The organism is Streptomyces sp. Mut1 (genome assembly GCF_030719295.1).
Taxonomy (GTDB): domain Bacteria; phylum Actinomycetota; class Actinomycetes; order Streptomycetales; family Streptomycetaceae; genus Streptomyces; species Streptomyces castrisilvae.
This window is the reverse complement of the sequence record NZ_CP120997.1, coordinates 4,605,950-4,626,872: the sequence shown is the minus strand read 5'-3', so window position 1 is coordinate 4,626,872 and position 20,923 is coordinate 4,605,950. Positions and strand designations below refer to the sequence as shown.

Here is a 20,923-nt window from a genome sequence, read left to right as displayed (position 1 = left end):
CGTCAGATTAGCTGTAGCCTCCTCGGCTGTCAGCAGTCACGACGTCCGCGGAGGTGGCGGTGGCGACGCTCAGGGACAGGACGCCCACGGACAGAACGCTCAAGGACAGGACGGCGATAGCCGGGATCGGGCAGACGGAGTTCGCCAAGCGGCTGGACGAGCCGGAGAAGACGCTCGCCTGCCGGGCGATCGTCGCGGCGCTCGACGACGCGGGCCTCGACGCCTCGGAGGTGGACGCGTTCGCCTCGTACACCATGGAGGAGACCGACGAGGTCGAGGTCGCCAAGGCGATCGGGGCCGGGGACGTCACCTTCTTCAGCAGGGCCGGGTACGGCGGCGGCGGCTCCTGCGCGACCCTCGCGCACCTGGCCGCCGCCATCGCGACCGGACAGGCGAGCGTCGGGGTCGCCTGGCGGGCGCGCAAACGGGGCTCGGGGCCGCGCCCCTGGCGGGCCGCCGCCGCGCAGCTGCCGACCCCCGCCCAGTGGACCCGGCCCTACGGGCTGCTGCGGCCCGCCGACGAGATCGGAATGCTCGCCCGCCGCTATATGCACCAGTACGGGTCCACCCGCGACCACCTCTTCAATGTGGCCCTCGCCTGCCGCAACCGGGCCAACCGGAACCCCGCCGCCGTGATGCACGACCGGCCGCTGACTCGCGAGATGTACATGACCTCGCGCTGGATCAGCGAGCCGCTCTGCCTCTTCGACAACTGCCTGGAGACGGACGGGGCGCTCGCCTGTGTCGTCGTCTCCGCAGAACGCGCCCGCGACCTGCGCCAGAAGCCCGTCTACCTCCACTCCGTCGCCCAGGGCCTGCCCGCCCAGCACCACGGGATGGTCAACTACTGGACCGACGACCCGCTCACCGGGCCTTCCTGGGCCGCCGCCCGACAGCTGTGGAAGCAGGCCGACTTCGGGCCGGAGGCCGTCGATGTGGCCCAGATCTACGACGCGTTCACCCCGCTCGTCCCGCTCACCCTGGAGGGCTACGGCTTCTGCGGGCGCGGCGACGGCGGCGCCTTCACCGAGGGCGGGGCGCTGGAGAGCGGCGGGCGGCTGCCCCTCAACACGGGCGGCGGCGGGCTCAGCGAGGGGTACGTGCACGGCTTCAACCTCATCACCGAGGGCGTGAAGCAGTTGCGTGGCACCTCCACCTCCCAGGTCCCCGGCGCCTCGACCTGCCTGGTCACCGCCGGGGAGTGCGTCCCCACGTCCGCCGTACTGCTGAGGAGCTGACCCGCGATGGACGACCTTCTGCTGCCCGAGGTGGACGAGGACGGCGCGCCGTTCTGGGCGTACGCGGCCCGTGGCGAGCTGCGCGTCCAGGCGTGCGCCGCCCCCGGCTGCGGCCGGCTCCGCTTCCCGCCCCGGCCGTGCTGCCCGCACTGTCGGTCGTTCGACAGCGAGTGGCGGGCGATGAGCGGGCGCGGCCGCGTCTGGTCGTACGTGCTGCCGCACCCCCCGCTGCTGCCGGCGTACGCCGCGCAGGCCCCGTACAACGTCGTCGTGGTCGCCCTGGCCGACGCCCCGGGCATCCGGCTGGTCGGCAATGTGGTGAGCGGGCCGGACGCGCCGCTGGACTCCGTCGATCCGGGGCGGCTGCGGATCGGGGCGCCGGTGAAGGCGGTCTTCTGTCCCGTATCGGCCGATGTGACGCTGGTGCGCTGGCAGTTGGAACGGTGAGGCGGCGACATGGCCCTGCGCGTGGAGAGGGACCTGGAGAGCGGCGTCGCGCTGCTCACCCTCGACCGGCCCGAGAAGCACAACGCGATCGACCTGGCGACCGCCGCCGAACTGTCCGCCGCGTGGCGGGCGTTGCGTTACGACGACGAGATGCGGGCGGCCGTCGTCACCGGGGCGGGCGGCCGGGCGTTCTGCACGGGCGTCGACCGGGGCGTGGCCGTCCCGCAGCCCTCGTCCCCGTACACGATCGACGATCCGCTGCTCGCGATCGGGCCGAAGGCCAACGACCTGTGGAAGCCGGTGATCGCGGCCGTGGAGGGGATGGCCTGCGGCGGGGCGTTCTACCTGCTGGGCGAGGCGGAGTTCGTCGTGGCCTCCGATGAGGCCACGTTCTTCGACCCGCACACCACGTACGGCATGGTCAGCGCGTACGAGGCGGTCTTCATGGCGCAGCGGATGCCGTACGGGGAGGTCGCGCGGATGGCGCTGATGGGGACCGCCGAGCGGGTCTCGGCCCGGCGGGCGTACGAGACGGGTCTCGTCAGCGAACTCACCCCGCCCGGCGGCGCGGTGGCCGCCGCGCTGCGGGCGGCGGAGGTCATCGCCTCGTACCCCACCGACGCGGTGCAGGGCACCGTACGGGCCGTCTGGTCCGCCGGGGAGGCCGCGCGGGCGCAGGCGCTGGCCCATGCCCCGCATCTGATCGCGCTCGGCAACCTGGCGCCCGCGCTCCAGGCGGAGCTGTTCGGGGGGCGGGGCGGGGGCGGCGGGTACCGGCTGCGGTGAGGGGGCCGGTACCCGTGGGGCTCAGTAGGTGAGCGCCGACGTGACCGTGCACCTGTCCACCCGGGAGACCTCGCTCGGGCGGTCCATCGGCACGGACACGGTCTTCGTCTCGCCGCGGGCCGCCTTCACGGTCGCCTCACCCGTGTCGATCGTGACGCCGGACGCGTCGAGGAAGGCGACGTCGACCTCGTAGGTGTGGGTGCCGCTCGCGTTCGCGGTGAGACGGACGGTCGAGGCGGTGACGGCCTTGACCGTGCCCTTGGCGGGCTCGGCACAGCGGAACACGTACGCCTTGGGGGCGGCCGTCGCGGTGGCGGACGGGGTGGACCGGGTGGAACCCGAGGTGCCGCCGGAGCTGCGGTAGCGGGTGCCGGAGTCGGTGTCGTGGTACGTGCCGTTGCTCTTCTTGGAGTTGGAGCACCCGCCGCCGCTGCTGTGGCTGCTGGACTTCCGGCTCTTGCCGCTCTTGCCGCCGTGGCTGGAGCTGGAGAAGCCGGTCAGCGCGAGTACCACCGCGACCAGGACCACCGTCAGTTTCAGATGCTGCCGTGTCATCGATTCCGCCCCCGATTGTGTGGTGTTCTGCCGTTTCGGTGCCGGGCCGGCCGGGCGGCCGGGCGCGCGACACCGTAACGCACAGCATGGCCCCGTGGAGCCGGTGGCCCGGTCATGGCCCTGTCACGATCTCGTCATCGTCCGGTCGCAGGCGTCACACGTGCGGCGTAGCGTCGGAGAGAGAGCGCTGAAATGTACCCGGGGGTACTGGAAGGTACGGAAATGATCCGCAACGTCCTCGGTGCGATCGTCGCTCTCGTCGGAGCGGCGGCCGCCGTACTGAGCCCCTTCCGTGACTGGTACGACGGCCGCCTCGGGCGGAGTTACCGTCTCGGCGACCTGTTCACCGGCACCGGGGTGACCGGTGCGCATCCCGGTGGGCTGTTCACGTCCCTCTGGCTGCCGTTCCTCTGCGCCGCGGTGGTGGCCGTGGTGGGTGTGGTCCTCCGCTCCCGGCTCCTCGTCGCCCTGGCGGGCGTGGTGGTGCTCGGGTTCACGGTGCTGTGGATGGTGCGCCAGGGGCAGGTGAACGGAAGCCTTGCCGTCGCGAGCGACGGTTCCGGGCTTCAGATGGGTGTCGCGTCGGCCGCCGCCGGAGGGGTGCTGCTGTTGCTGGGGGCGGCGCTGATGTCCGGGCGGCGGGGTGCGGGTGCGGGTGCGGGGCGGGGGCGGCCGTACGAGGCGCCGGGGTCTGCCGACCCCGACACGTGGCCGCCCACGCGGGAGCCGGGGCCGTCCGTCCAGACGACACCGTGGCCGGAGCCGGAGGGGGATGCGCCTTACGTGGGGCCCGGGGATGCTGCGCCTGGGGCTGGGCGCCCCGGGCCAGGAGCGCCTGGGGATGGTGCGCCTGGGGCTGGGCGCCCCGGCCCGCCGCCTTCGGACCCGCCGGACGAGACGCCTGGGCCGTCCGGCGGGAAACCCAGCCCGTCCGGCGATTGAGGACGGAAGCGGTTACCTGGCGGGCCCGAACCCTTTGTGCGCCGGTCACCACCGGGAGGGTTCCGTCCTCAAACGCCGGACAGGCTGGGTGGGGCGCCCGGACGGGCTGGGAATGGCGGCCCGGCCCCACTGGTTTGGGCGCCGCCCACCACGGCAACGGTTCCGTCCTCAAACGCCGGACGGGCTGGGGTGGGCGCCCGGACGGGCAGAAATGGCGGGCGCGGCCCGGAAGGAGGCGGCCCGGACGGAGGCAGCACGGGAGGGCGCGGCCCGGAAGGAGGCGGCCCGCACGGAGGCAGCCCGGGAGGGGCGGCCCGGACGGGCCGGGAAGGGCGGGCGCGGCCCGGACGCAGCATGGACGGGCGCAGCCCGGGGAAGCGCAGCCCGGGAACGGGCAGCACGGGCGGGTGCAGCCCGGGGAAGGGCAGTCCGGGGACGGGGGCGGTCCCGGTTACGGCCTTGGTCTGTTGCCTGTGCCCGTGCCCTTCAGCGCGTCCAGCGCGTACACGCAGCGGTCCTTGCTGCACGCGTACACCACGCCGCCCTCCGCCACCGGCGTGCCCGTGATCTCGCCGCCCGTCGCGAGCTTCCAGCGGAGTTGGCCGCCGGCCGCGTCGAGGGTGTAGAGGACGTGGTCCGCGGAGCCGAAGTGGACGCGGCCGTCGGCGACGACCGGCGCGCCGACCACCTCGCCGCCCGCGGCGAAGCGCCACTTCGGGGTGCCGGTGACCGCGTCGAGGGTGTAGAGCGCGCTGCCGCTGCCCACGTGGACGTTGCCCGCCACCACGAGCACCGGTTCCGTGGACTGGCGGGCCTCCGTGGCGATGCGCCAGCGGTCCTTGCCGGTCGCGGCGTCCAGGGCGTACACCGTGCCGAGGTAGTCCGCGAGGTAGACCCCGCCGCCGGTGACCGCCGGGCCCGGCGCGAACGCGGGCGGGGAGAGGAAGACCGCCGGGCACTCGAAGTGCCAGCGGACGTGACCGGAGGCGTTGTCCACCGCGAGGACCCGGGTCCCGGCCGAGACGTACGCGTAGCCGTCGGGCGCCGGGGTCACCCGGACCGGAACACCGCCGCAGGAGGCCGCGTCACCCACCGGATAGCTCCAGCGCTCGACGCCGGTCCGGGCGTCGAGCGCGCGCAGGCGGGCGTCCTGCCACACGTAGACCGTGCCGTCGTGGATCGCCGGCCCGCCCTCCGGCGTCTCGAAGTCCGTCTGCGCGCCGCTGATGTCCCACAGCTTCTCGCCGGTCGCCGCCTCCCACGCCTGGACGCCGCCGCCCCGGGTGCCGGTGACGACCGTGCCGCGGTCGGCCTTGAGCGCGTACACCCACGCGTCGGTCCGCACGCGCCACCGCTCGGCGCCGGACGCCGCGTCCAGGGCGTAGAGCGAGGGCCCGTCGGACGCGTGGATGCGACCGCCCTCCACGGCCATCGCCCAGGCCACGTCGCGGGTCTTGAACTGGCGCCGCCCGTTGCCGGTGTCCAGCGCGTGGACCTCGAAGGACGTCACGTAGAGGAGGTCACCGACGACGACCGGGGTGCCCCACACGTCGTTGGACATGCGGAAACGCCAGGGCCGCCACCGCTCGGGGCCGGACGGGTCGTTGTCGGGGGCCGGGGCCGGGGCGGGCACGGGCGGGGCGGCCGGGGCGGAGCCGTTGACCCCGGCGGGCGGGCGGACCCAGTCGGTCGCGGGACCGGCGTCGGCGCCGGCCCCGGCCGCCGAGGCGCGGACGTCCTGGGCGCGCGGGCCGGGCCCGATCGGCACCTGCGCCCCGGTCAGCCGGACCGGCCCCCCGGCGTCCGGCACCGGGGCGGCCGGGCGGGTGGCGGGGGCCCCGCTGTGCCAGGGGCCGTCCCAGTCGGAGCCCGGCGGGCGCTGGGGCGCGGGCGGCACGGGGGCCGGCGGTGCGGGCGGGGCGGGGGCGGGCGCGCGGCCACCGCCCCTGCGCTGCTCGATCATCGCGGTGGCGGCGGCCGGCAGCCAGGCCGAAGCCGTACCGCTGTCGTCACCGCCGCCGGAGGCGAAGAGGTGCGGGGCGAGCTGTGCCTGGAGGTCGGCGGGCGTGGGCCGCAGCGTGGCGTCCATCTGCATGCAGGAGTCGATGAGCGAGCGCAGGTCGTCGGGGAGCCCGGCGAGGTCGGGGCCCTCGCGCAGCAGCATGAACACCGTCTCGACGGGGTTGGCCCCCCGGTACGGCGCATGGCCGGTCGCGGCGAAGACGAGCGTCGAGCCGAGCGAGAAGATGTCGCTGGCCCCCGTCACGCTGCGCGAGTCCCGGGCCTGCTCGGGCGACATGTAGGCGGGCGTGCCGACGGCCACGTTGGTCATGGTGAGCCGGGTGTTGGAGACGCCGGACGCGATGCCGAAGTCGATGACCCGGGGGCCGTCCTCGACGACGAGCACGTTCGACGGCTTCATGTCGCGGTGGACGAGCTGCGCGCCGTGGATGGACTGCAACGCCTCCGCGATGCCCGCCGCCAGCCACCGCACCGCCTGGGTCGGCATCGGCCCGCACTCGTTCACGATCTCTTCGAGCGAGGGGGCGGGCACGTACGCGGTGGCGAGCCAGGGCACGGCGGCGCGCGGGTCGGCGTCCACCACGGCGGCCGTGTAGAAGCCGCTGACGGCGCGCGCGGCCTCCACCTCACGCGTGAAGCGCACCCGGAACAGCTGGTCCTCGGCCAGTTCCGTACGGACCGTCTTGATCGCCACCCGCCGGCCGGATGCCGACCGGGCGAGATAGACCAGCCCCATGCCGCCGGCGCCGAGCCGTCCCAGCACCTCGAATGGGCCGATCCGCCTCGGGTCGTGCTGCGTCAGCTGCTCCACCTTGCCACCTCCCCGTACGGACCTCAGGGAACAGAGGTCCGCGAAAAACCCGCCGTGTGCAGCGTCTCATCACTGGGCACCACCCGGCGGTGCGCACCCCGATTGTTCCTGGCGAAGGCCCCGGTTGCGAACCCGGGGGCGGATCGGGGTGTCCTGTGTCACTCCGCCCTTATCAGGACGCAGGTTCCTGAAGTACGGCGAACACGGCACCCTGGTCGTCCTGGAGGACCGCCATCCGCCCGTACGGGATGTCCAGCGGGGGTTCGGTCACCCGGCCGCCGAGCCGCTGGACGGTGCGCGCGGTGGCGTCGCAGTCCGTGACGTTGAAGTAGCTGAGGAAGTGGCTGGGCAGCTCGGCCGGGAAGGCGTCGGTGATGACGCTGCGCCCGCCGACCGCCGTGTCGGGGCCGGGCTCGGTGCCGGGAGGGGACCAGGTGCGGAAGTCGATGCGGGTCTCGTCCGTGTCCGGGGTGTCGGTGACCAGGTCGGCGATGTCGGCGGAGCGGAAGCCGAAGACCTCCTCGTAGAAGGGGTCGACGCGGTCCTTGCGCCGGGTGTGGACCTCGGTCCAGCAGAAGGAGCCGGGCTCGTTCTGCTTCTGGAAGCCCGCGCGCTCGCCGGCCTGCCAGAGGCCGAAGACCGCGCCGCCCGGGTCGGCGGCCTGGGCGAGGACTCCGGCGCGGCCGGCCGGTACCGGTTCGGTGATGACCTGGCCGCCGGCCGCGCGGACGCGGGCGACGGACGCCTCGATGTCGTCGGTGGCGAAGTAGACGCCCCAGGCGGTCGGCATCCGGCCGTCCTTCTTCGCGGCCAGCGCGGCGACGAGCCTGCCCTCGCCGAGGGCGTCCGCGCGGGGGCCCTCGCCCGCCCGGAAGGTCCAGCCGAACAGCTCGCCGTAGAAGCGCTTGCCCGCCTCCAGGTCCGGGAGCTGCACATCCACCCAGCACGGTGCGGACTGCGCGAATGCGGCCATGGGCCCGAATCCTTCCATCGGCACGGTGACGGCCGTCCGTCTCGGTGACGGCCTTCGTCTCGGTGACGGCCGTCCTTCATGGTGACGGCCCTCCATCATGGTGACGCTCGTCACATCCAACGTAACCGCGCGGCGTGTCCCCCGCGTCCGGACCCGCCCCGCACCCCCCGAAGCGAACGCACTTTCGAAAGTTATCCACCGAAGTTATCCACAGGCTGTTAATAACATTGATCAGACTGTGGGTATCCACCGGTTCCGACGGCCGCGTTCCCCATTTGCACTCGGCCGAATCGCGCTCCGATCACCCGTCGGTAAGCTGACGGCATGACAGGACAAGTACGCACCGTCGACGGCCGCGTGGCCGGTCGACGCGGACAGGCGACGCGGCAGAAGCTGCTCGACTGCCTCAGCGAGATGCTCAGCTCCTCGCCGTACCGGGACGTCAAAGTCATCGACGTCGCCCGGAAGGCGGGGACTTCACCCGCGACCTTCTACCAGTACTTCCCCGACGTCGAGGGCGCCGTCCTCGAAATCGCCGAAGAAATGGCCAAGGAGGGCGCCGGTCTGACCGAACTGGTCGCCGGGCGTTCCTGGGTCGGCAAGTCGGGCCGGCAGACCGCCGAACAACTCGTCGAGGGCTTCCTCGACTTCTGGCGGCGCAACGACGCGATCCTGCGCGTGGTCGACCTGGGCGCCGCCGAGGGCGACAAGCGGTTCTACAAGATCCGCATGAAGATCCTGAACTCGGTCACCAACTCCCTCACGGAGTCCGTGAAGGAGCTCCAGGCCAAGGGCAAGGTCGACAAGGACGTCAGCGCCGCCGCGATGGCGGGCTCGCTGGTCGCGATGCTGGCCGCCGTCGCCTCGCACCAGAAGGGCTTCACCACCTGGGGCGTCAAGCAGGCCGAACTCAAACCGAACCTCGCGCTGTTGGTGCATCTGGGCATCACCGGCAAGAAGCCGGCGAAGTAGCGCCCGCGCCCGGACTCCTCTCCACTGGGTGACGCGCGGTGATCCCGGGCGCCCTCAGGTCCTGTCTCACCGACGGCGGACCACGCAGGTGGTCCGCCGTCGGCGTACCCGGACCCGGCACCGGACCCGGGTCGCTACGGCCCGGTCGCTACGGGGAGACCTCCCGCCGGTCCAGCCGGAACAGCCGTATCTCCCGGTCGATCCGCGCCTGGTACGCGGCATAGGGCGGCCAGAACGCCAGCGCCGCCTTCCACACCACCGCCCGCTCCTCCCCCGCGAGCAGCCGCGCCCGTACGGGGATGTCGCGGCCGTTCCAGTTGACGACCGCCTCCTCCGGGTGCGCCATCAGGTTCGCCGTCCAGGCCGGGTGCCCGGGGCGGCCGAAGTTGCTGCCGACCAGCACCCAGCCACCACCGGGTTTCCCGTGCCCCACGCCTCCGTCCCCCACGCCTCCGTCCCCCACGCCTCCGTCCCCCACGCCTCCGTCCACCGCGCCCGCGTCACCCGGCTGCGGCATGCAGACCAGCGGGGTGGTCCTCGGCTGCCCGCTGCGCGCCCCCGGCACCGTCAGGACGAGCCCCGGCAGCATCCGCGCGCTGGGCAGCACCCGGCCCCGGGTGAGCCGGTGGACCGTGCGGTCCATGGCGGGCACCACATGCGGGGCGATCCGGGCGAATACCCGCGTCGATGACACCTTCTGGACGAGCCGGACCCCGGCCGCCGCCATCAGACCGCCACCTGCCCGTCCCCGGCCGCCGCGAAGAGCCCGGAGTCCCGGGCCGCGTGGTCGCGAAGGCGGTGGGCGGGGCCGAGGAGCCGCTCCAGCACGGCGGCCCGCCGGGCGTACGGGTGCGCCTCGTGCTCCCGGTCCGGCGGACCGGCGTCCCCCGGCAGCCGCACCGCCTCCGCCGTCACGGCCCGCAGCGCCTCCAGTGCCTGGGCGAGGGCGAGCCCGGCACTCTCCTGGTCCCAGGCCGCGAAGTACGCGGCGGAGCGCGCCGCCCTTACGCGTACGTACAGCTCCGCGATCCGGTGCTTCTCGGCCTCGTAGGCGTGGGGCGCGGGGGCGCAGGCGCCGGGCCGTTCGCTCGCCGCCAGGTACGCGGCCGTCCGTTCCAGCGCGCCCGCCGCCGCCCCCACCGCCTCGGCGGCGAGTACGGCGGCGGCCGTGCGCCCGGCCGCCGCGAGGGCCGGGCCCGTGTCCGCGGTGTCGTCGGCGCCCAGGAGTTCCGCCGCCGTGTCGCGGAGCTGGACCCGGGCGAGCGGGCGGGTGGGGTCCGGCGAGGACTGCGGGGTGCGGGCGAGTCCGGCGGGCGGCTCGGGCCCGTCCGCCCGGACCAGGAAGAGCAGGGTGCGGCTGCGCGGGAAGCCGCCCGCGTGGGCGGCGACCAGGAGCAGCCCGGCCCGCTCCCCGTCCGGCACCCGGTCGGCCTCCCCGTACAGCCGCCACCCGCCGCCCCCGCCACGGGCCGGCCGGGCCTGCACCCCGCCCGCCCGGCCGCCGCCCGCCCAGGAACCGCCGGTCGGGTCACCGGCGAGGCCGAGGGCCGTGGCCAGGAACCCGCCGGGCACGGCCAGGCAAGCGGTCAGCTCGCCCGTGGCCACGGCCGGCAACAGGGCGGCGCGCTGCTCCGCGGTGCCGAGGGCCAGGATCAGGGGCGCGGCGAGCACGGCGGTGGCGAGCAGCGGGGACGGCAGCAGGGCGCGGCCGGTCTCCTCCAGGAGGACGGCCTGCTCGGCGGTGGCCCGGCCGGCGCCCCCGTACTCCTGCGGGACGGTGAGTCCGGGCAGCCGGTGGTCCCGGGCGATCCGGCGCCACAGGCCGGGGTCGTAGGCGTCCCCGGGCCCGTCGTCGGCGTCGAGCAGGGTGCGCAGGGTGCGGCGGATCTCGTCCTGTTCCGCGGTGAAGGCGGCATCCATCGGCGGGACTCCTTCCCCTCAGGGGCCGACGGCCCCTGAACTGACGGCCCGTCATGCTAGAGGTGCGGCGGCGAGATTCCCAGAGCCGTGCGGAGCGACGGTGACCACAGCGCACGACCACTCCCGCTTCCCGCTATCTGATGTACCGTCAGATTCATGCCCCCTACGCCTTCTTCGCCCCGTCGGGTCGCCGTCGTCGGCATATCCCTCGCCGACTGCGGGCGCGTCGACGCGGCCACGCCGTACGCCCTGCACGCCCAGGCCGCCCGCCGCGCGCTCGCCGACTCGGGGCTGGAGCGCTCGGTGGTCGACGGCTTCGCCTCGGCGGGGCTCGGGACGCTCGCCCCGGTGGAGGTCGCCGAGTATCTGGGGCTGAAACCGACGTGGGTGGACTCCACCTCGGTGGGCGGCTCGACGTGGGAGGTGATGGCGGCGCACGCGGCGGACGCCATCGCGGCGGGCCGGGCCGAGGCCGTCCTGCTGGTCTACGGGTCGACGGCCCGCGCGGACATCAAGGCGGGCCGCCGCACCTCGAACCTGTCGTTCGGGGCGAGGGGCCCGCTCCAGTTCGAGGTGCCGTACGGGCACTCGCTGATCGCCAAGTACGCGATGGCCGCCCGCCGCCACATGCACGAGTACGGCACGACACTGGAGCAGCTGGCCGAGGTGGCGGTGCGGGCGCGGGCGAACGCGGCGGCCAACCCGGACGCGATGTTCCGCACCCCGGTCACGGTGGACGAGGTGCTGTCGGGCCCGATGATCGCCGACCCGTTCACCAAACTGCACTGCTGCATCCGCAGCGACGGCGGCTGCGCGGTGCTGCTGGCGGCCGAGGAGTACGTCCCCGGCACGGCGAAGGCGCCCGTCTGGGTGCTCGGGACCGGCGAGCACGTCTCGCACTCCACGATGTCCGAATGGGACGACTTCACGGTCTCCCCCGCCGCCGTCTCCGGCCGCCTGGCGTTCGAACGGGCGGGGGTGCGGCCGGCCGACATCGACCTGGCGGAGATCTACGACGCGTTCACGTACATGACGCTGGTGACGCTGGAGGACCTGGGCTTCTGCGCGAAGGGGGAGGGCGGCCCGTACGTGGAGGGCGGCCGTACGGGCCTCACGGGGGAACTCCCGGTCAACACGGACGGCGGCGGCCTGTCCGCCTGCCACCCCGGGATGCGCGGGCTGTTCCTGCTGGTGGAGGCGGTACGCCAGCTGCGCGGCGAGGCGGGGGACCGCCAGGTCCGCAAGGCGGGGGGCCGGCTCCCGGAGCTGGCGGTGGCCTCGGGCACGGGCGGCTGGTTCTGCTCGTCGGGGACGGTGGTGCTGGGGCGGGGGTGAGGGCCGGCCCGGCGCCGCCGGCACGCCGCGCGCCCGCCAGGAATTGCGGGACAGCCCTTAGGGCCTGTCCGTGCGGTCCAATGGCCGCATGACCGACGCATCCGCCCCCACGGGCGACGCACCTGATCCCGCCGCCCGGCAGTCCTTCCTCGATCTGCTGCACGCCCAGCGCGTCTGGGACACCGAGCTTCCCGCCTTCGACCCGGACACCGCGCCGCCCACCCCCCTCGGCCTCTTCCTGGCCTGGTTCGCCGAGGCGGTGGCCGCCGGGCAGGCCGAGCCGCACACGATGACCCTGGCCACCGCGGACGCCGACGGCCTGCCCGACGTACGCACCCTGATGCTGCACGACGCGGACGAGCGCGGCTGGCACTTCGCCACGCACTCCGGCAGCGCGAAGGGCCGCCAGCTGGCCGCCCGCCCGTACGCCGCGCTCGGCTTCTACTGGCCGGCCCAGGGCCGCCAGGTACGCGTCCGGGGCCCCGTCACCGCCTGCTCCACCGCCGAGAGCGCCGCCGATCTGCGGGCCCGCTCGACCGGGGCGCTGGCCTCGGCGCTGGTGGGCCGGCAGAGCGAGATCCTGGACTCGACCGCCGCGCTCGACCGCGCGTCCGACGCCGCCTGGGAGCGGGCGCGCGCCGAGCCCGACGCGGAGGTGGCGACCTGGACCCGGTACGTGGTCGAGCCGCGCGAGGCCGAGTTCTTCCAGGGCGACGCGCGGCGGCGGCACGTACGCCTGCGGTACCGCCGCACGGCCGACGTGCGGACGGGGGCGGGCGCCTGGGAGCGGGAACTGCTCTGGCCCTGACCGCCCGCCGCCCGCCCCGCCCTCAGCTCACCGTGATCGCCTGCACCGGGCAGGCGCGGGCGGCCTCTCCGACCATGGGGCCCGGCTCGGCCTCCGGCAGGAGCTCGCTGAGCCCGTCGTCGTCCTGGGTGAACACCTTCGGCGCGGCGAGGGCGCACTGACCCGCGCCGATGCACACGTCCTTGTCGATGTCGATCCGCATGACGCCCTGCGCCCCCTTCACCAGGTCACCGGCAGTTCGAGCAGCCCCTGCACCGTGTCGCCCGGCTTGAACGGGATCTCCTCGGGCGGGACCGCGAGGCGCAGCCCGGGGAAGCGATGGAAGAGCGCGGGCAGGGCGATCTCCAGTTCGGCGCGGGCGAGGTTCTGGCCCAGGCACTGGTGGATGCCGAAGCCGAAGGCCACGTGGTTGCGAGCGCCGCGTCCGAGGTCCAGCTCGTCCGGCTCCGGGTAGACGGACGCGTCCCGGTTGACCACGGCGGTGGACAGCAGCACCCCGTCCCCCGCCCGCAGGGTCTCCCCGCCGATCTCGATGTCCTCCACCGCCACCCGGGAGAGCCCGTCCGCGATGGAAAGGAAGCGCAGCAGCTCCTCCACGGCGGCCGGTACCCCGCTCCCGTCGCCCTCCGTCAGCCGGGCCAGCTGGTCCGGGTGCTGGAGAAGGGCCAAGGTGCCGAGCGAGATCATGTTCGCGGTCGTCTCGTGGCCCGCCACGAGCAGGATCTCGGCGAGCCGTACCAGCTCGTCGCGCTCCACCACCCCGGTCTCCAGCTGCTTGGCGATCAGCTCGTCGAGCAGCCCGTCGCCCGGCTCGCGCCGCTTGCGCTCGATCAGGACGCGGAAGTACTCGTCCAGCTCATCCCGCGCCGCCATGACGTCCGAGGGCGCCGGCCCGCGCAGCAGCTTGCGCGACTGGGCCTCGAAGAAGTCGTGGTCCGCGTAGGGCACGCCGAGCAGCGCGCAGATGACGATGGACGGCACCGGGAGCGCGAAGGCGTTCACCAGCTCGGCCGGCGGGCCCTGCTCGGCCATCGCGTCGAGCAGCCGGTCCACGGTCTCCTGGATGCGCGGCCGCAGCGCCGCCGCCCGCCGGACCGTGAAGCTGGGGATCAGCATCCGGCGCTGCGCGTTGTGCTCCGGGTCGTCGACGCCGATCAGCTCGACGCGGCGCTGTGCGAGCGTGGCCAGCCTGGGCGCGAAGAAGGGGAACGCCGGGTTCTCCCGGTCGGACGACAGCCTGGGGTCGACCAGGAGCGCCCGCGCCTCGGCGTGCCCGGTGACCAGCCAGACCGTACGGCCGTCGTAGAGGCGGACGCGGGACACCGACCGCTGTCCCCGGCTCTCGCTCGGGTAGCCGGTGGGCGGGTGGTACGGACAGGTGCGGTCCTGCGGAAAGGCGATGGTCTCGGACTGGGTGCCGGGCTGGGTCTCGGACTGGGTCTCTGTCATGCGGACCTCGCAGCGAGGGGGGTGTGTCCTGCTTACCGATCACCCTCACTAGATGCCTCAGGCACCTATCCGGTCCAGTCGGTCTTCGGCCACATCTCCCGTCCGCCCCCGTTTCCTCCATTTTCGGCCGGTGAGGAGCACCATGGGAGACAGGTGGGACAGCCTGGACAGGTGAGGACTGGAGGTCGACCCGATGAGCCGAACCCGTAGCCGGTATGCGCCGGACCGTGGTCTGACCACGCGCATGGTGACCACGATGTTCCTGATCGGGCTGCTGTACGTGGTCCTGGTGGGCGTGCTGCTGGCCGCGCTGCGCGGGGCCTGGCCGATCATCCTGATCATCACCGGCGGCATGTTCATCGCGCAGTTCTGGTTCAGCGACCGGATCGCCGCGTTCAGCATGGGTGCGCGTGAGGTCACCCCCGAGCAGGCGCCCGAACTGCACGGCGCGATCGACCGGATCTGCGCTCTTGCCGATATGGACAAACCGAGGGTCGCCATCGCCGAGAGCGACGTGCCGAACGCGTTCGCCACCGGCCGCAGCGAGAAGACTGCCCTCGTCTGCGCCACGACGGGGCTGCTGCGCAGACTGGAGCCGGAGGAGCTGGAGGGCGTCCTCGCCCACGAGATGTCGCACGTCGCCCACCGGGACGTCGCCGTCATGACGATCGCCTCGTTCCTCGGCGTCCTCGCCGGCATCATCACCCGGGTCGCCCTGTGGGGCGGCTTCTCCCGGGGCAGCCGCAACAACGACCCCATCGGCATCGCGATCATGCTGATCCCGCTGATCAGCGCGGTCGTCTACGCGGTCAGCTTCCTGCTCACCCGCCTGCTCTCCCGCTACCGCGAACTCTCCGCCGACCGCACGGCCGCCCTCCTCACCGGCCGCCCCTCGGCCCTGGCCTCCGCCCTCACCAAGGTGAGCGGCCAGATGGCCCGGATTCCCACGGAGGACCTGCGGAAGGCGGAGCCGTACAACGCCTTCTACTTCGTCCCGGCCTTCGCCTCCAAGGAGAGCTTCGCCCGGCTGCTCTCCTCGCACCCGACCCTGGAACAGCGCCTCGACCAGCTGGCCCGCATCTCGGCCGACCTGTCCCGTCCGTAAGGAGCCCCCGTGGGCCTGCTCGACACGATCCTGGGCCGCAGCAAACCGGTCCGCCCCGACCTCGACCAGCTCTTCGCCGTCCCCTCCGCCGCCCTCACCCTCCAGGCCGCCACCGGCTTCACACCCACCGGCCTGGGCTCGGTGTGCTTCGCGGGCGTCGAGGGCGCCACCTTCGCCCGCGTCCAGCAGGACGTACGCGAGCTACTCGACGCGGACACCGGGCGCGGCGGCATCCCGGTGGAGTTCAGCCGCGACACCTACGGCTACACCTGGCTCCTCTCCCGCCAACCGCCCGAGGACACGGCCGCCCTGGTCAACGACCTGCACGCGGTGAACACCCTGCTCCAGGACGGCGGCTTCGGCCCCCAGCTGCTGTGCTCCCTGGTCGCCTTCCGGGACGACCGGGACCGTTCGCTCGCACTGGTCTACCTCTACAAGCGCGGCACGTTCTATCCGTTCGCCCCGGTCGCGGGCGGCGCCGAGAAGCGCGACAACCAGCTGGAGTTGCAGGTCAGGGCCGCGCTGGGGGACGACCTGCGAGTGGAGCAGGACCTGTCGCGGTGGTTTCCGGTGTGGGGGGCGCCGGGGGTGTGAGGGATCAGGACACCTCCCCTGGACTTCCGAACACGTTCCGAATACAGTCGACGCATGACCATGGCAGCTGACCTTCCTGTCGCCACCCGACGCTCCTCGGACCTGAGCAAGCATTCGGCCGAGGTCTTCGCCGAGGCCGAGGACCACCCTGTCACGGTGACCCGCCGCGACGGCGAAGCGCTGGTCCTGATGTCCCAGCGCGAGGCGGAGGGCCGTGCCCGCCTGCTGGACTTCGCCGCGCAGCTCATCACCGTGACCCTTGACGAGAACGGCACGCTCGCCGCGCGCATGACCAAGGTCTTCCCCTGGATGCTCGCGCTGTCGGCGCCCGACAGAGAGTCCTGCGCACAGGACCTCGTCGACGCCGCGCGGGCGTCGTTCTCCACCAACCAGCCGCACCTCGCGATCGCCGAACTGACGTCCTGGAAGGAAACGGCCACAGCGCTGGCCGCGGGGCTGGGCAGCGCCGACCTTGAGTGGCTCGACGAGGACGAGACCGTGGAGCGTCCCTGACCGTGGCCGCCGCAAAGAAGGGGGAACTGGTCCCCCGGCCTCCGAGGAAGACCGAGTACGAGATCCGCTTCGCCACCGCCGACGCGCTGAAGGGCTGGCGGGACCTCGTCGCGACGATCCGCAATCCGATGACGGAGACATGGGACTTCCTCACGCGGACCCCCTTGTCCACGACGCCCACGAACTACCGGCTGAAGGGCGAGCTGGGAGCGATCCAGCGCGGCAGCGCGACCCACGATCGCTGGCAGCACAAGCCGACCGCGAAGGGCACCGCCCGCATCTGGTACTTCGTGGACGGACGCACGGTGTTCCTGGAGCAGGTGCACACGAGCCATCCGAACGAGACGAAGTAGCCGCCCTCGTTCGAGGGGCTCCGGGCCGTTCCGCTACTGCCTGGTGCGTCCCAACCCCCGCGCCTCCCGCTCACCGACCAGGAACAGCCGGCCTCGCCTTGTCCGGCGTCCGCCATCGGGGGCCTGTCCTCGCCGGATCAGTAAGTCGTGGCGGGACCCGGCGGCCGGTGGGGGTACAGGTGGGTGGTCGGGAGCGGGCCCGCCGCCCGGGACGAGGCATCAGGAGGCACTGGATGGCCGGCGTGATCCACAACACCGGGGACGTCGCGGACCCCCGCACCGCGCAAGCGGCCGTCTCCACCGGGCGGCTCCCCACGGCCGAGTCCGTACGGGCGGCCCTGGACGGCGTGCGCCGGCGGTTCCAGGAGGACCGCGAAGGGGAGGTCCCCGACTACATCCCGGAACTCGCCGAGGTCGATCCCGAGCTGTTCGGCATCGCCGTCGCCCACGTCAGCGGCAACGTCTTCACGGCCGGCGACGCGGACCACCCGTTCTCGATCCAGTCGGTCTCCAAGCCGTTCGTCTTCGCCCTCGTCAACCACGAACTCGGCCGCGACACCGTCCGCCGGCGGATCGGGGTCAACAGCACGGGCCTGCCGTTCAACTCGGTCCTGGCCGTCGAGCTGAATCACGGCAGCCCGATGAACCCCATGGTCAACGCGGGGGCCCTGGCCACCACGGCCCTGGTGCCGGGCGCGTCGCCCGAGGAGCGCTGGGAGTTCATCCGCCACGGCCTCTCCCGCTTCGCGGGCCGGGAACTCCGGCTGGACGAGCGCGTGTACGCCTCCGAGTCCGGCACCAACCAGCGCAACGAGTCGATCGCCCGCCTGCTGGACAGCTACGGCGCCCTCGCCCGGGACCCCGTCGCGACCACCGCCCTCTACACCCGGCAGTGCTCCGTGACCGTCTCCGCCCGCGACCTCGCGGTCATGGGCGCGACACTGGCCAACGGCGGCGTCTGCCCCCTCACGGACGAGCGGGTCGTGGACGCCGGAGTCTGCCGCGACACCCTCTCCGCGCTGGCCACGGCAGGTCTGTACGAGCGCAGTGGCGACTGGCTGTACGAGGTCGGCATGCCCGGCAAGAGCGGCGTCTCCGGCGGCATCATCACCGTCGCCCCCGGCAAGGGCGGTCTCGGCGTGTTCTCACCCCGCCTGGACGAGGCCGGCAACAGCGTCCGCGGCCAGCGCGTCGCCCACTTCCTGTCCGGGGCGCTCGGCATGGACCTCTTCGCCTCCACGCCCCATGCGAAGGCGGCCGGCTGAACGGACCGGAGCGGTTGCCAGGAAGGGGGCCACGAGGAGCCGGATCTGCGCCCGGTGGATCGGGGGCCGCTCAGTTCTCGCCCTCCTGTAAAGCGTGCAGTTCCGCGAACAGCCCCCCGCCCCGCAGAAGGGCTTCGTATGTGCCCGTCTCCACGACCGTGCCCCGGTCGAGAACGACGACGAGGTCGGCGACCCGGGCGTTGGCGAGCCGATGCGTGATGAAGAGTGCTGTGCGGTCGGCCGAGAGGTTCCGCAGCCGGGAGAACACCTGATGTTCGGCGCGGGCATCGAGGGCAGCCGTCGGTTCGTCGAGGACCAGGACCGGAGCGTCGCGGTGGAACGCACGGGCGATGGCGATGCGCTGCCACTGTCCCCCGGACAGGTCGTGACCGCCCCACCAGGACCGGGCGAGTGACGTGTCCAGCCCCTCGGGGAGGGTTTCCAGTACGGCGTCGGCGCCCGCGAGGCGGGCTGCGGTGTGTACGGCTTCGTCACCGCCGGGCCGGGGCTGGCCCAGAGTGATGTTCTCGCGCGCAGCGAGCGGCCAGCGGGTGTAGTCCTGGGGCACCAGCGCGGTGGTTCGCCAGAGCGTGGCCGGGTCGAGATCGGCCAGCCGTTCACCGTCCCAGGTGACCGTTCCGCCGGTCGGCAGGTACAGACCGGTCAGCAGCCTGGCCAGTGTCGTCTTTCCGCAGCCGTTCTCCCCCACGAGGGCGATGACCTGTCCCCTCTCGATGCGCAGGTTCACGCCGTGAAGGGCGGGCGAGCGCTTGCCGGGGTAGACGAAGGACAGGTCGCGCGTCTCAATGGTGCGGGGGCCCGTGGCGGGGGCGGGAGTGTTGCCGCGCCGCATGGCCCATGCGCCCGCGCTGTCGAGGAACCGGGCCCAGTCGGCTACGTAGAGGCTGGTGGCGAACAGGCGGGCGGAGGCCCGTACGCTGCCGGTCAGCGAGGTGTTCGCCGTGCGGACGACGAGGACGGTGGTTGCCGCGGTGGCGACGCTCATCCGCCCGGTGAGAGTCAGATACAGGATGCCTGCCCACACGGCGGCCACAGCGAGCGCGGCCAGGAGGTCACCCGCACCTTGAGTGAGGGCGGCGTGCCGGGACGCGGTGATCTTCTCGCGCTCCAGGCGGCCGGAGATGACGCGGTACTGCTCCAGAAGAAAGTCGCCCATCGTGGCTGAGCGGAGTTCGGCAGCGGTGCCCCGGTCGGTTGTGTACTGAGCCAGGACCCGGCGCAGGCGAGTGTCGGCGAGGTTGCGGTGGGCGGCTTCGTGATCGAGCCGGGCGGCCCGCACGGCCCCCCATGCCCGGGGGAGGACGGCCAGGAGCAGGAGCGGCAGCAGTATGGCGTCGAGGGTGGCGATCACGGCCACCGCGGCGAGGAGCTGCGCGCACGCGGAGACGAGGCTCTGCGCTCCGCCGATCAGGTCCGGCATCTTCTCCGCCCCCTGCGTGGCGGCGAAACGGCCGTCCTCGAAGGCAGAGTTCTCGTAGGCGCCCAGTTCGGCGCCGGTGGAGGCGGAGATGACGGCGAGGTCGGCCTCGCGGTTGACCTTCGGAGCGAGGCGGTTGGCGCAGAAGCGGGCCCCCGCGTCGGCCAGGTAGCTTGCGCAGGTGGTCGCGGTGACGAGGACCAGGGCGGGAAGTGCCTGTTCCATCCGGTGTGCGGCGGTTCCGGTGCCCAGGAGCGCGGTCAGAAGGTCGGTGGTCGCCCGCAGGGCCACGGCCGTCAACGCGGCGCAGGCCACCGCGCAGCCGGCCAGGGCGAACGTGGCGCGGCGGTCGGCCTGCCGGCTCAGCATCCAGGCCCGGCTCAGGGCGGCGGGGAGCTGGGCGGCGATGGCGCGGGTGGTGAGGCGGCTGCGGTCGGCGGCGTGACCGTCCTCCTGCAGTCGCATCACGGGGGGCGCGCCAGGGGCTGAAGGGGGTGGGGTCGGCGCCGGTTCGGCCGGGGCCGCGGCTTCGGCGGTAGTGGGAGTCACGTCTCCCATTGGCAAGGGGCCAGGCGTGCGGGTTCAACTGGATTCGTCATCGCGGGGAAGTTCCGCCAGTTCACACCCGTGCGCGTCAACTAGTCCGTTCCACGATTCACCCTCAGGGGTGAACGGGTGGGCGGCGGTACGGCCGCCCACCCGGTGATCTACGCAGTGGTGTAAACGGGGGTCCACGGATGGTCGTGTCCGCCGGCCTCTCCGTTGCCGACGTGTGTGCCGTCGACAGTCATCACCCAGGCGTGGAAGGCGGCCGGCAGAGCGCGGGCGCCCAGGACCAGGTGGCATCGGCGCCCGGCGAGCGCGGTGGCCAGGACGGTTGCCAGGGACCGTTCCTTGCAGTCGATCTGCCCGCGCCACCACAGCGGCTGGCAGGCGACCACGGCCTCGTACAGGTCCTGAACCAGTGCGTGCTGTGCCGGCGGCAGTGCACGCACCGAGCGGGCCACCGCCAGTCGCACCGCCATCCGACGGCGGTCGCCGGGCACCGCTTTGACTACGAGCGCCGCAGTGATCGCGGCGTACGCCAGAACGCGCAGCCGCCACGGCGGGGGCACGGGAGCGTGGATCATCTGCGTCATCGATGCCGCCTCCGAACCGTCCAGCGTGGCGTGTGGGGCTCCTGACCTGGTGGAGCCAGCAGACCGGTGTCGATCAGGTGGGTTACGTAGGAGTCGACAGCTCGCCGGGCGGCCGCGACGTCGAGCCCAGCGGGAACCGCAAGTTCCTCGGCGAGTCCGGTCGTGACCCCGTACAGGGCGATGGCGAGCCAGATGCGCTCGCCGGCGCCGGAGAACATCCGCCACTGGCCCTTCTTCAGGTCGAGCACGGCAGTGCCG

At 73.2% G+C, this 20,923-nt stretch carries 22 protein-coding genes; 12 read left to right on the top strand and 10 right to left on the bottom strand.

The window, feature by feature from the left end:
* Window positions 1-59 precede the first annotated feature (59 nt).
* Genes P8A18_RS20045 through P8A18_RS20035 form a run of 3 tightly spaced genes read left to right on the top strand, consistent with a single transcriptional unit; the run spans window position 60 to window position 2,471 of the window.
* Complete coding sequence (locus P8A18_RS20045) at window positions 60-1,238, top strand: lipid-transfer protein (protein WP_306056328.1); 1,179 nt, start codon at window positions 60-62, stop codon at window positions 1,236-1,238.
* Between the two features lie 6 nt (window positions 1,239-1,244).
* Window positions 1,245-1,685 carry a Zn-ribbon domain-containing OB-fold protein gene (locus P8A18_RS20040; protein ID WP_306056326.1) on the top strand — a complete coding sequence of 147 codons (441 nt, stop codon included), beginning with the start codon at window positions 1,245-1,247 and terminating at the stop codon, window positions 1,683-1,685.
* A 9-nt stretch (window positions 1,686-1,694) separates the two neighbouring features.
* Window positions 1,695-2,471: an enoyl-CoA hydratase/isomerase family protein gene (locus P8A18_RS20035; RefSeq protein ID WP_306056324.1), complete on the top strand. Its 777-nt coding sequence runs from the start codon at window positions 1,695-1,697 to the stop codon at window positions 2,469-2,471.
* A 21-nt stretch (window positions 2,472-2,492) separates the two neighbouring features.
* Here P8A18_RS20035 and P8A18_RS20030 read toward each other — a convergent pair whose 3' ends face one another.
* Entirely contained in the window at window positions 2,493-3,026 is a 534-nt protein-coding gene (locus P8A18_RS20030; protein WP_306056322.1) for a hypothetical protein, read from the bottom strand.
* Between the two features lie 222 nt (window positions 3,027-3,248).
* On the opposite strand from P8A18_RS20030, the gene P8A18_RS20025 reads away from it, so the two are divergent.
* Entirely contained in the window at window positions 3,249-3,968 is a 720-nt protein-coding gene (locus P8A18_RS20025) for a hypothetical protein (protein ID WP_306056320.1), read from the top strand.
* Between the two features lie 451 nt (window positions 3,969-4,419).
* On the opposite strand, the gene afsK is transcribed toward P8A18_RS20025, so the two are convergent.
* Complete coding sequence (gene afsK / locus P8A18_RS20020) at window positions 4,420-6,801, bottom strand: protein serine/threonine kinase AfsK (RefSeq protein WP_306056318.1); 2,382 nt, start codon at window positions 6,799-6,801, stop codon at window positions 4,420-4,422.
* A gap of 172 nt (window positions 6,802-6,973) precedes the next feature.
* Window positions 6,974-7,774: a VOC family protein gene (locus P8A18_RS20015; RefSeq protein ID WP_306056316.1), complete on the bottom strand. Its 801-nt coding sequence runs from the start codon at window positions 7,772-7,774 to the stop codon at window positions 6,974-6,976.
* A gap of 324 nt (window positions 7,775-8,098) precedes the next feature.
* Here P8A18_RS20015 and P8A18_RS20010 point away from each other — a divergent pair, with 324 nt between their 5' ends.
* Window positions 8,099-8,746 carry a TetR family transcriptional regulator gene (locus tag P8A18_RS20010; RefSeq protein WP_026249959.1) on the top strand — a complete coding sequence of 216 codons (648 nt, stop codon included), beginning with the start codon at window positions 8,099-8,101 and terminating at the stop codon, window positions 8,744-8,746.
* 148 nt (window positions 8,747-8,894) lie between these two features.
* Here the strand turns inward: P8A18_RS20010 and P8A18_RS20005 are convergent, their stop codons facing one another.
* Window positions 8,895-9,473, bottom strand: a complete 579-nt coding sequence (locus P8A18_RS20005) for a nitroreductase family deazaflavin-dependent oxidoreductase (protein WP_306056314.1) — start codon at window positions 9,471-9,473, stop codon at window positions 8,895-8,897.
* The gene (locus P8A18_RS20000) at window positions 9,473-10,666 is read right to left on the bottom strand and encodes an acyl-CoA dehydrogenase family protein (protein WP_306056312.1); all 1,194 of its coding nucleotides are present in this window, start codon (window positions 10,664-10,666) and stop codon (window positions 9,473-9,475) included. The genes P8A18_RS20005 and P8A18_RS20000 overlap by 1 nt, the downstream gene beginning before the upstream one ends.
* Before the next feature lie 156 nt (window positions 10,667-10,822).
* On the opposite strand from P8A18_RS20000, the gene P8A18_RS19995 reads away from it, so the two are divergent.
* Together P8A18_RS19995 and P8A18_RS19990 are read left to right on the top strand one after the other, a co-directional pair.
* Complete coding sequence (locus tag P8A18_RS19995; RefSeq protein ID WP_306056310.1) at window positions 10,823-12,001, top strand: thiolase C-terminal domain-containing protein; 1,179 nt, start codon at window positions 10,823-10,825, stop codon at window positions 11,999-12,001.
* Window positions 12,002-12,089: 88 nt separating this feature from the next.
* The gene (locus P8A18_RS19990; protein ID WP_306056308.1) at window positions 12,090-12,809 is read left to right on the top strand and encodes a pyridoxine/pyridoxamine 5'-phosphate oxidase; all 720 of its coding nucleotides are present in this window, start codon (window positions 12,090-12,092) and stop codon (window positions 12,807-12,809) included.
* 22 nt (window positions 12,810-12,831) lie between these two features.
* Here the strand turns inward: P8A18_RS19990 and P8A18_RS19985 are convergent, their stop codons facing one another.
* Both P8A18_RS19985 and P8A18_RS19980 read right to left on the bottom strand, forming a co-directional pair.
* Window positions 12,832-13,011: a ferredoxin gene (locus P8A18_RS19985; protein WP_136319074.1), complete on the bottom strand. Its 180-nt coding sequence runs from the start codon at window positions 13,009-13,011 to the stop codon at window positions 12,832-12,834.
* Between the two features lie 17 nt (window positions 13,012-13,028).
* On the bottom strand, window positions 13,029-14,258 hold the full coding sequence (locus P8A18_RS19980) for a cytochrome P450 (RefSeq protein ID WP_306056305.1): 1,230 nt from the start codon (window positions 14,256-14,258) through the stop codon (window positions 13,029-13,031).
* A gap of 193 nt (window positions 14,259-14,451) precedes the next feature.
* On the opposite strand from P8A18_RS19980, the gene htpX reads away from it, so the two are divergent.
* The 5 genes from htpX to glsA all read left to right on the top strand — a co-directional run bounded on the left by htpX (window position 14,452) and on the right by glsA (window position 18,088).
* A complete protein-coding gene (gene htpX / locus P8A18_RS19975) occupies window positions 14,452-15,363 on the top strand; it encodes a zinc metalloprotease HtpX (RefSeq protein WP_026249957.1) in 912 nt (303 codons plus the stop codon).
* 9 nt (window positions 15,364-15,372) lie between these two features.
* Complete coding sequence (gene pspAB / locus P8A18_RS19970; RefSeq protein ID WP_018553460.1) at window positions 15,373-15,957, top strand: PspA-associated protein PspAB; 585 nt, start codon at window positions 15,373-15,375, stop codon at window positions 15,955-15,957.
* Window positions 15,958-16,011: 54 nt separating this feature from the next.
* Window positions 16,012-16,470: a type II toxin-antitoxin system Phd/YefM family antitoxin gene (locus tag P8A18_RS19965; RefSeq protein WP_306056302.1), complete on the top strand. Its 459-nt coding sequence runs from the start codon at window positions 16,012-16,014 to the stop codon at window positions 16,468-16,470.
* Between the two features lie 2 nt (window positions 16,471-16,472).
* Window positions 16,473-16,823 carry a hypothetical protein gene (locus tag P8A18_RS19960; RefSeq protein ID WP_306056300.1) on the top strand — a complete coding sequence of 117 codons (351 nt, stop codon included), beginning with the start codon at window positions 16,473-16,475 and terminating at the stop codon, window positions 16,821-16,823.
* Window positions 16,824-17,056: 233 nt separating this feature from the next.
* Window positions 17,057-18,088 carry a glutaminase A gene (gene glsA / locus P8A18_RS19955; RefSeq protein WP_306056298.1) on the top strand — a complete coding sequence of 344 codons (1,032 nt, stop codon included), beginning with the start codon at window positions 17,057-17,059 and terminating at the stop codon, window positions 18,086-18,088.
* Window positions 18,089-18,158: 70 nt separating this feature from the next.
* Here glsA and P8A18_RS19950 read toward each other — a convergent pair whose 3' ends face one another.
* From P8A18_RS19950 to P8A18_RS19940, 3 genes are all read right to left on the bottom strand, one after another.
* Complete coding sequence (locus tag P8A18_RS19950) at window positions 18,159-19,991, bottom strand: ABC transporter ATP-binding protein (protein WP_306061028.1); 1,833 nt, start codon at window positions 19,989-19,991, stop codon at window positions 18,159-18,161.
* A gap of 242 nt (window positions 19,992-20,233) precedes the next feature.
* On the bottom strand, window positions 20,234-20,665 hold the full coding sequence (locus P8A18_RS19945; RefSeq protein WP_306056296.1) for a lasso peptide biosynthesis B2 protein: 432 nt from the start codon (window positions 20,663-20,665) through the stop codon (window positions 20,234-20,236).
* Complete coding sequence (locus tag P8A18_RS19940) at window positions 20,662-20,913, bottom strand: hypothetical protein (RefSeq protein WP_306056294.1); 252 nt, start codon at window positions 20,911-20,913, stop codon at window positions 20,662-20,664. Before P8A18_RS19940 ends, P8A18_RS19945 begins: the two co-directional genes overlap by 4 nt.
* Between the last annotated feature and the right edge of the window lie 10 nt (window positions 20,914-20,923).

Excerpts from the sequence above, each read along its gene's own strand:
- P8A18_RS20040 (WP_306056326.1), top strand. The coding sequence starts at position 1,245 with ATGGACGACCTTCTGCTGCCCGAGGTGGACGAGGACGGCGCGCCGTTC.
- P8A18_RS20035 (WP_306056324.1), top strand. The coding sequence starts at position 1,695 with ATGGCCCTGCGCGTGGAGAGGGACCTGGAGAGCGGCGTCGCGCTGCTC.
- P8A18_RS20030 (WP_306056322.1), bottom strand. The coding sequence starts at position 3,026 with ATGACACGGCAGCATCTGAAACTGACGGTGGTCCTGGTCGCGGTGGTA.
- P8A18_RS20025 (WP_306056320.1), top strand. The coding sequence starts at position 3,249 with ATGATCCGCAACGTCCTCGGTGCGATCGTCGCTCTCGTCGGAGCGGCG.
- P8A18_RS20015 (WP_306056316.1), bottom strand. The coding sequence starts at position 7,774 with ATGGCCGCATTCGCGCAGTCCGCACCGTGCTGGGTGGATGTGCAGCTC.
- P8A18_RS20010 (WP_026249959.1), top strand. The coding sequence starts at position 8,099 with ATGACAGGACAAGTACGCACCGTCGACGGCCGCGTGGCCGGTCGACGC.
- P8A18_RS20005 (WP_306056314.1), bottom strand. The coding sequence starts at position 9,473 with ATGGCGGCGGCCGGGGTCCGGCTCGTCCAGAAGGTGTCATCGACGCGG.
- P8A18_RS20000 (WP_306056312.1), bottom strand. The coding sequence starts at position 10,666 with ATGGATGCCGCCTTCACCGCGGAACAGGACGAGATCCGCCGCACCCTG.
- P8A18_RS19995 (WP_306056310.1), top strand. The coding sequence starts at position 10,823 with ATGCCCCCTACGCCTTCTTCGCCCCGTCGGGTCGCCGTCGTCGGCATA.
- P8A18_RS19990 (WP_306056308.1), top strand. The coding sequence starts at position 12,090 with ATGACCGACGCATCCGCCCCCACGGGCGACGCACCTGATCCCGCCGCC.
- P8A18_RS19985 (WP_136319074.1), bottom strand. The coding sequence starts at position 13,011 with ATGCGGATCGACATCGACAAGGACGTGTGCATCGGCGCGGGTCAGTGC.
- P8A18_RS19980 (WP_306056305.1), bottom strand. The coding sequence starts at position 14,258 with ATGACAGAGACCCAGTCCGAGACCCAGCCCGGCACCCAGTCCGAGACC.
- htpX (WP_026249957.1), top strand. The coding sequence starts at position 14,452 with ATGAGCCGAACCCGTAGCCGGTATGCGCCGGACCGTGGTCTGACCACG.
- P8A18_RS19965 (WP_306056302.1), top strand. The coding sequence starts at position 16,012 with ATGACCATGGCAGCTGACCTTCCTGTCGCCACCCGACGCTCCTCGGAC.
- glsA (WP_306056298.1), top strand. The coding sequence starts at position 17,057 with ATGGCCGGCGTGATCCACAACACCGGGGACGTCGCGGACCCCCGCACC.
- P8A18_RS19950 (WP_306061028.1), bottom strand. The coding sequence starts at position 19,991 with ATGCGACTGCAGGAGGACGGTCACGCCGCCGACCGCAGCCGCCTCACC.
- P8A18_RS19945 (WP_306056296.1), bottom strand. The coding sequence starts at position 20,665 with ATGACGCAGATGATCCACGCTCCCGTGCCCCCGCCGTGGCGGCTGCGC.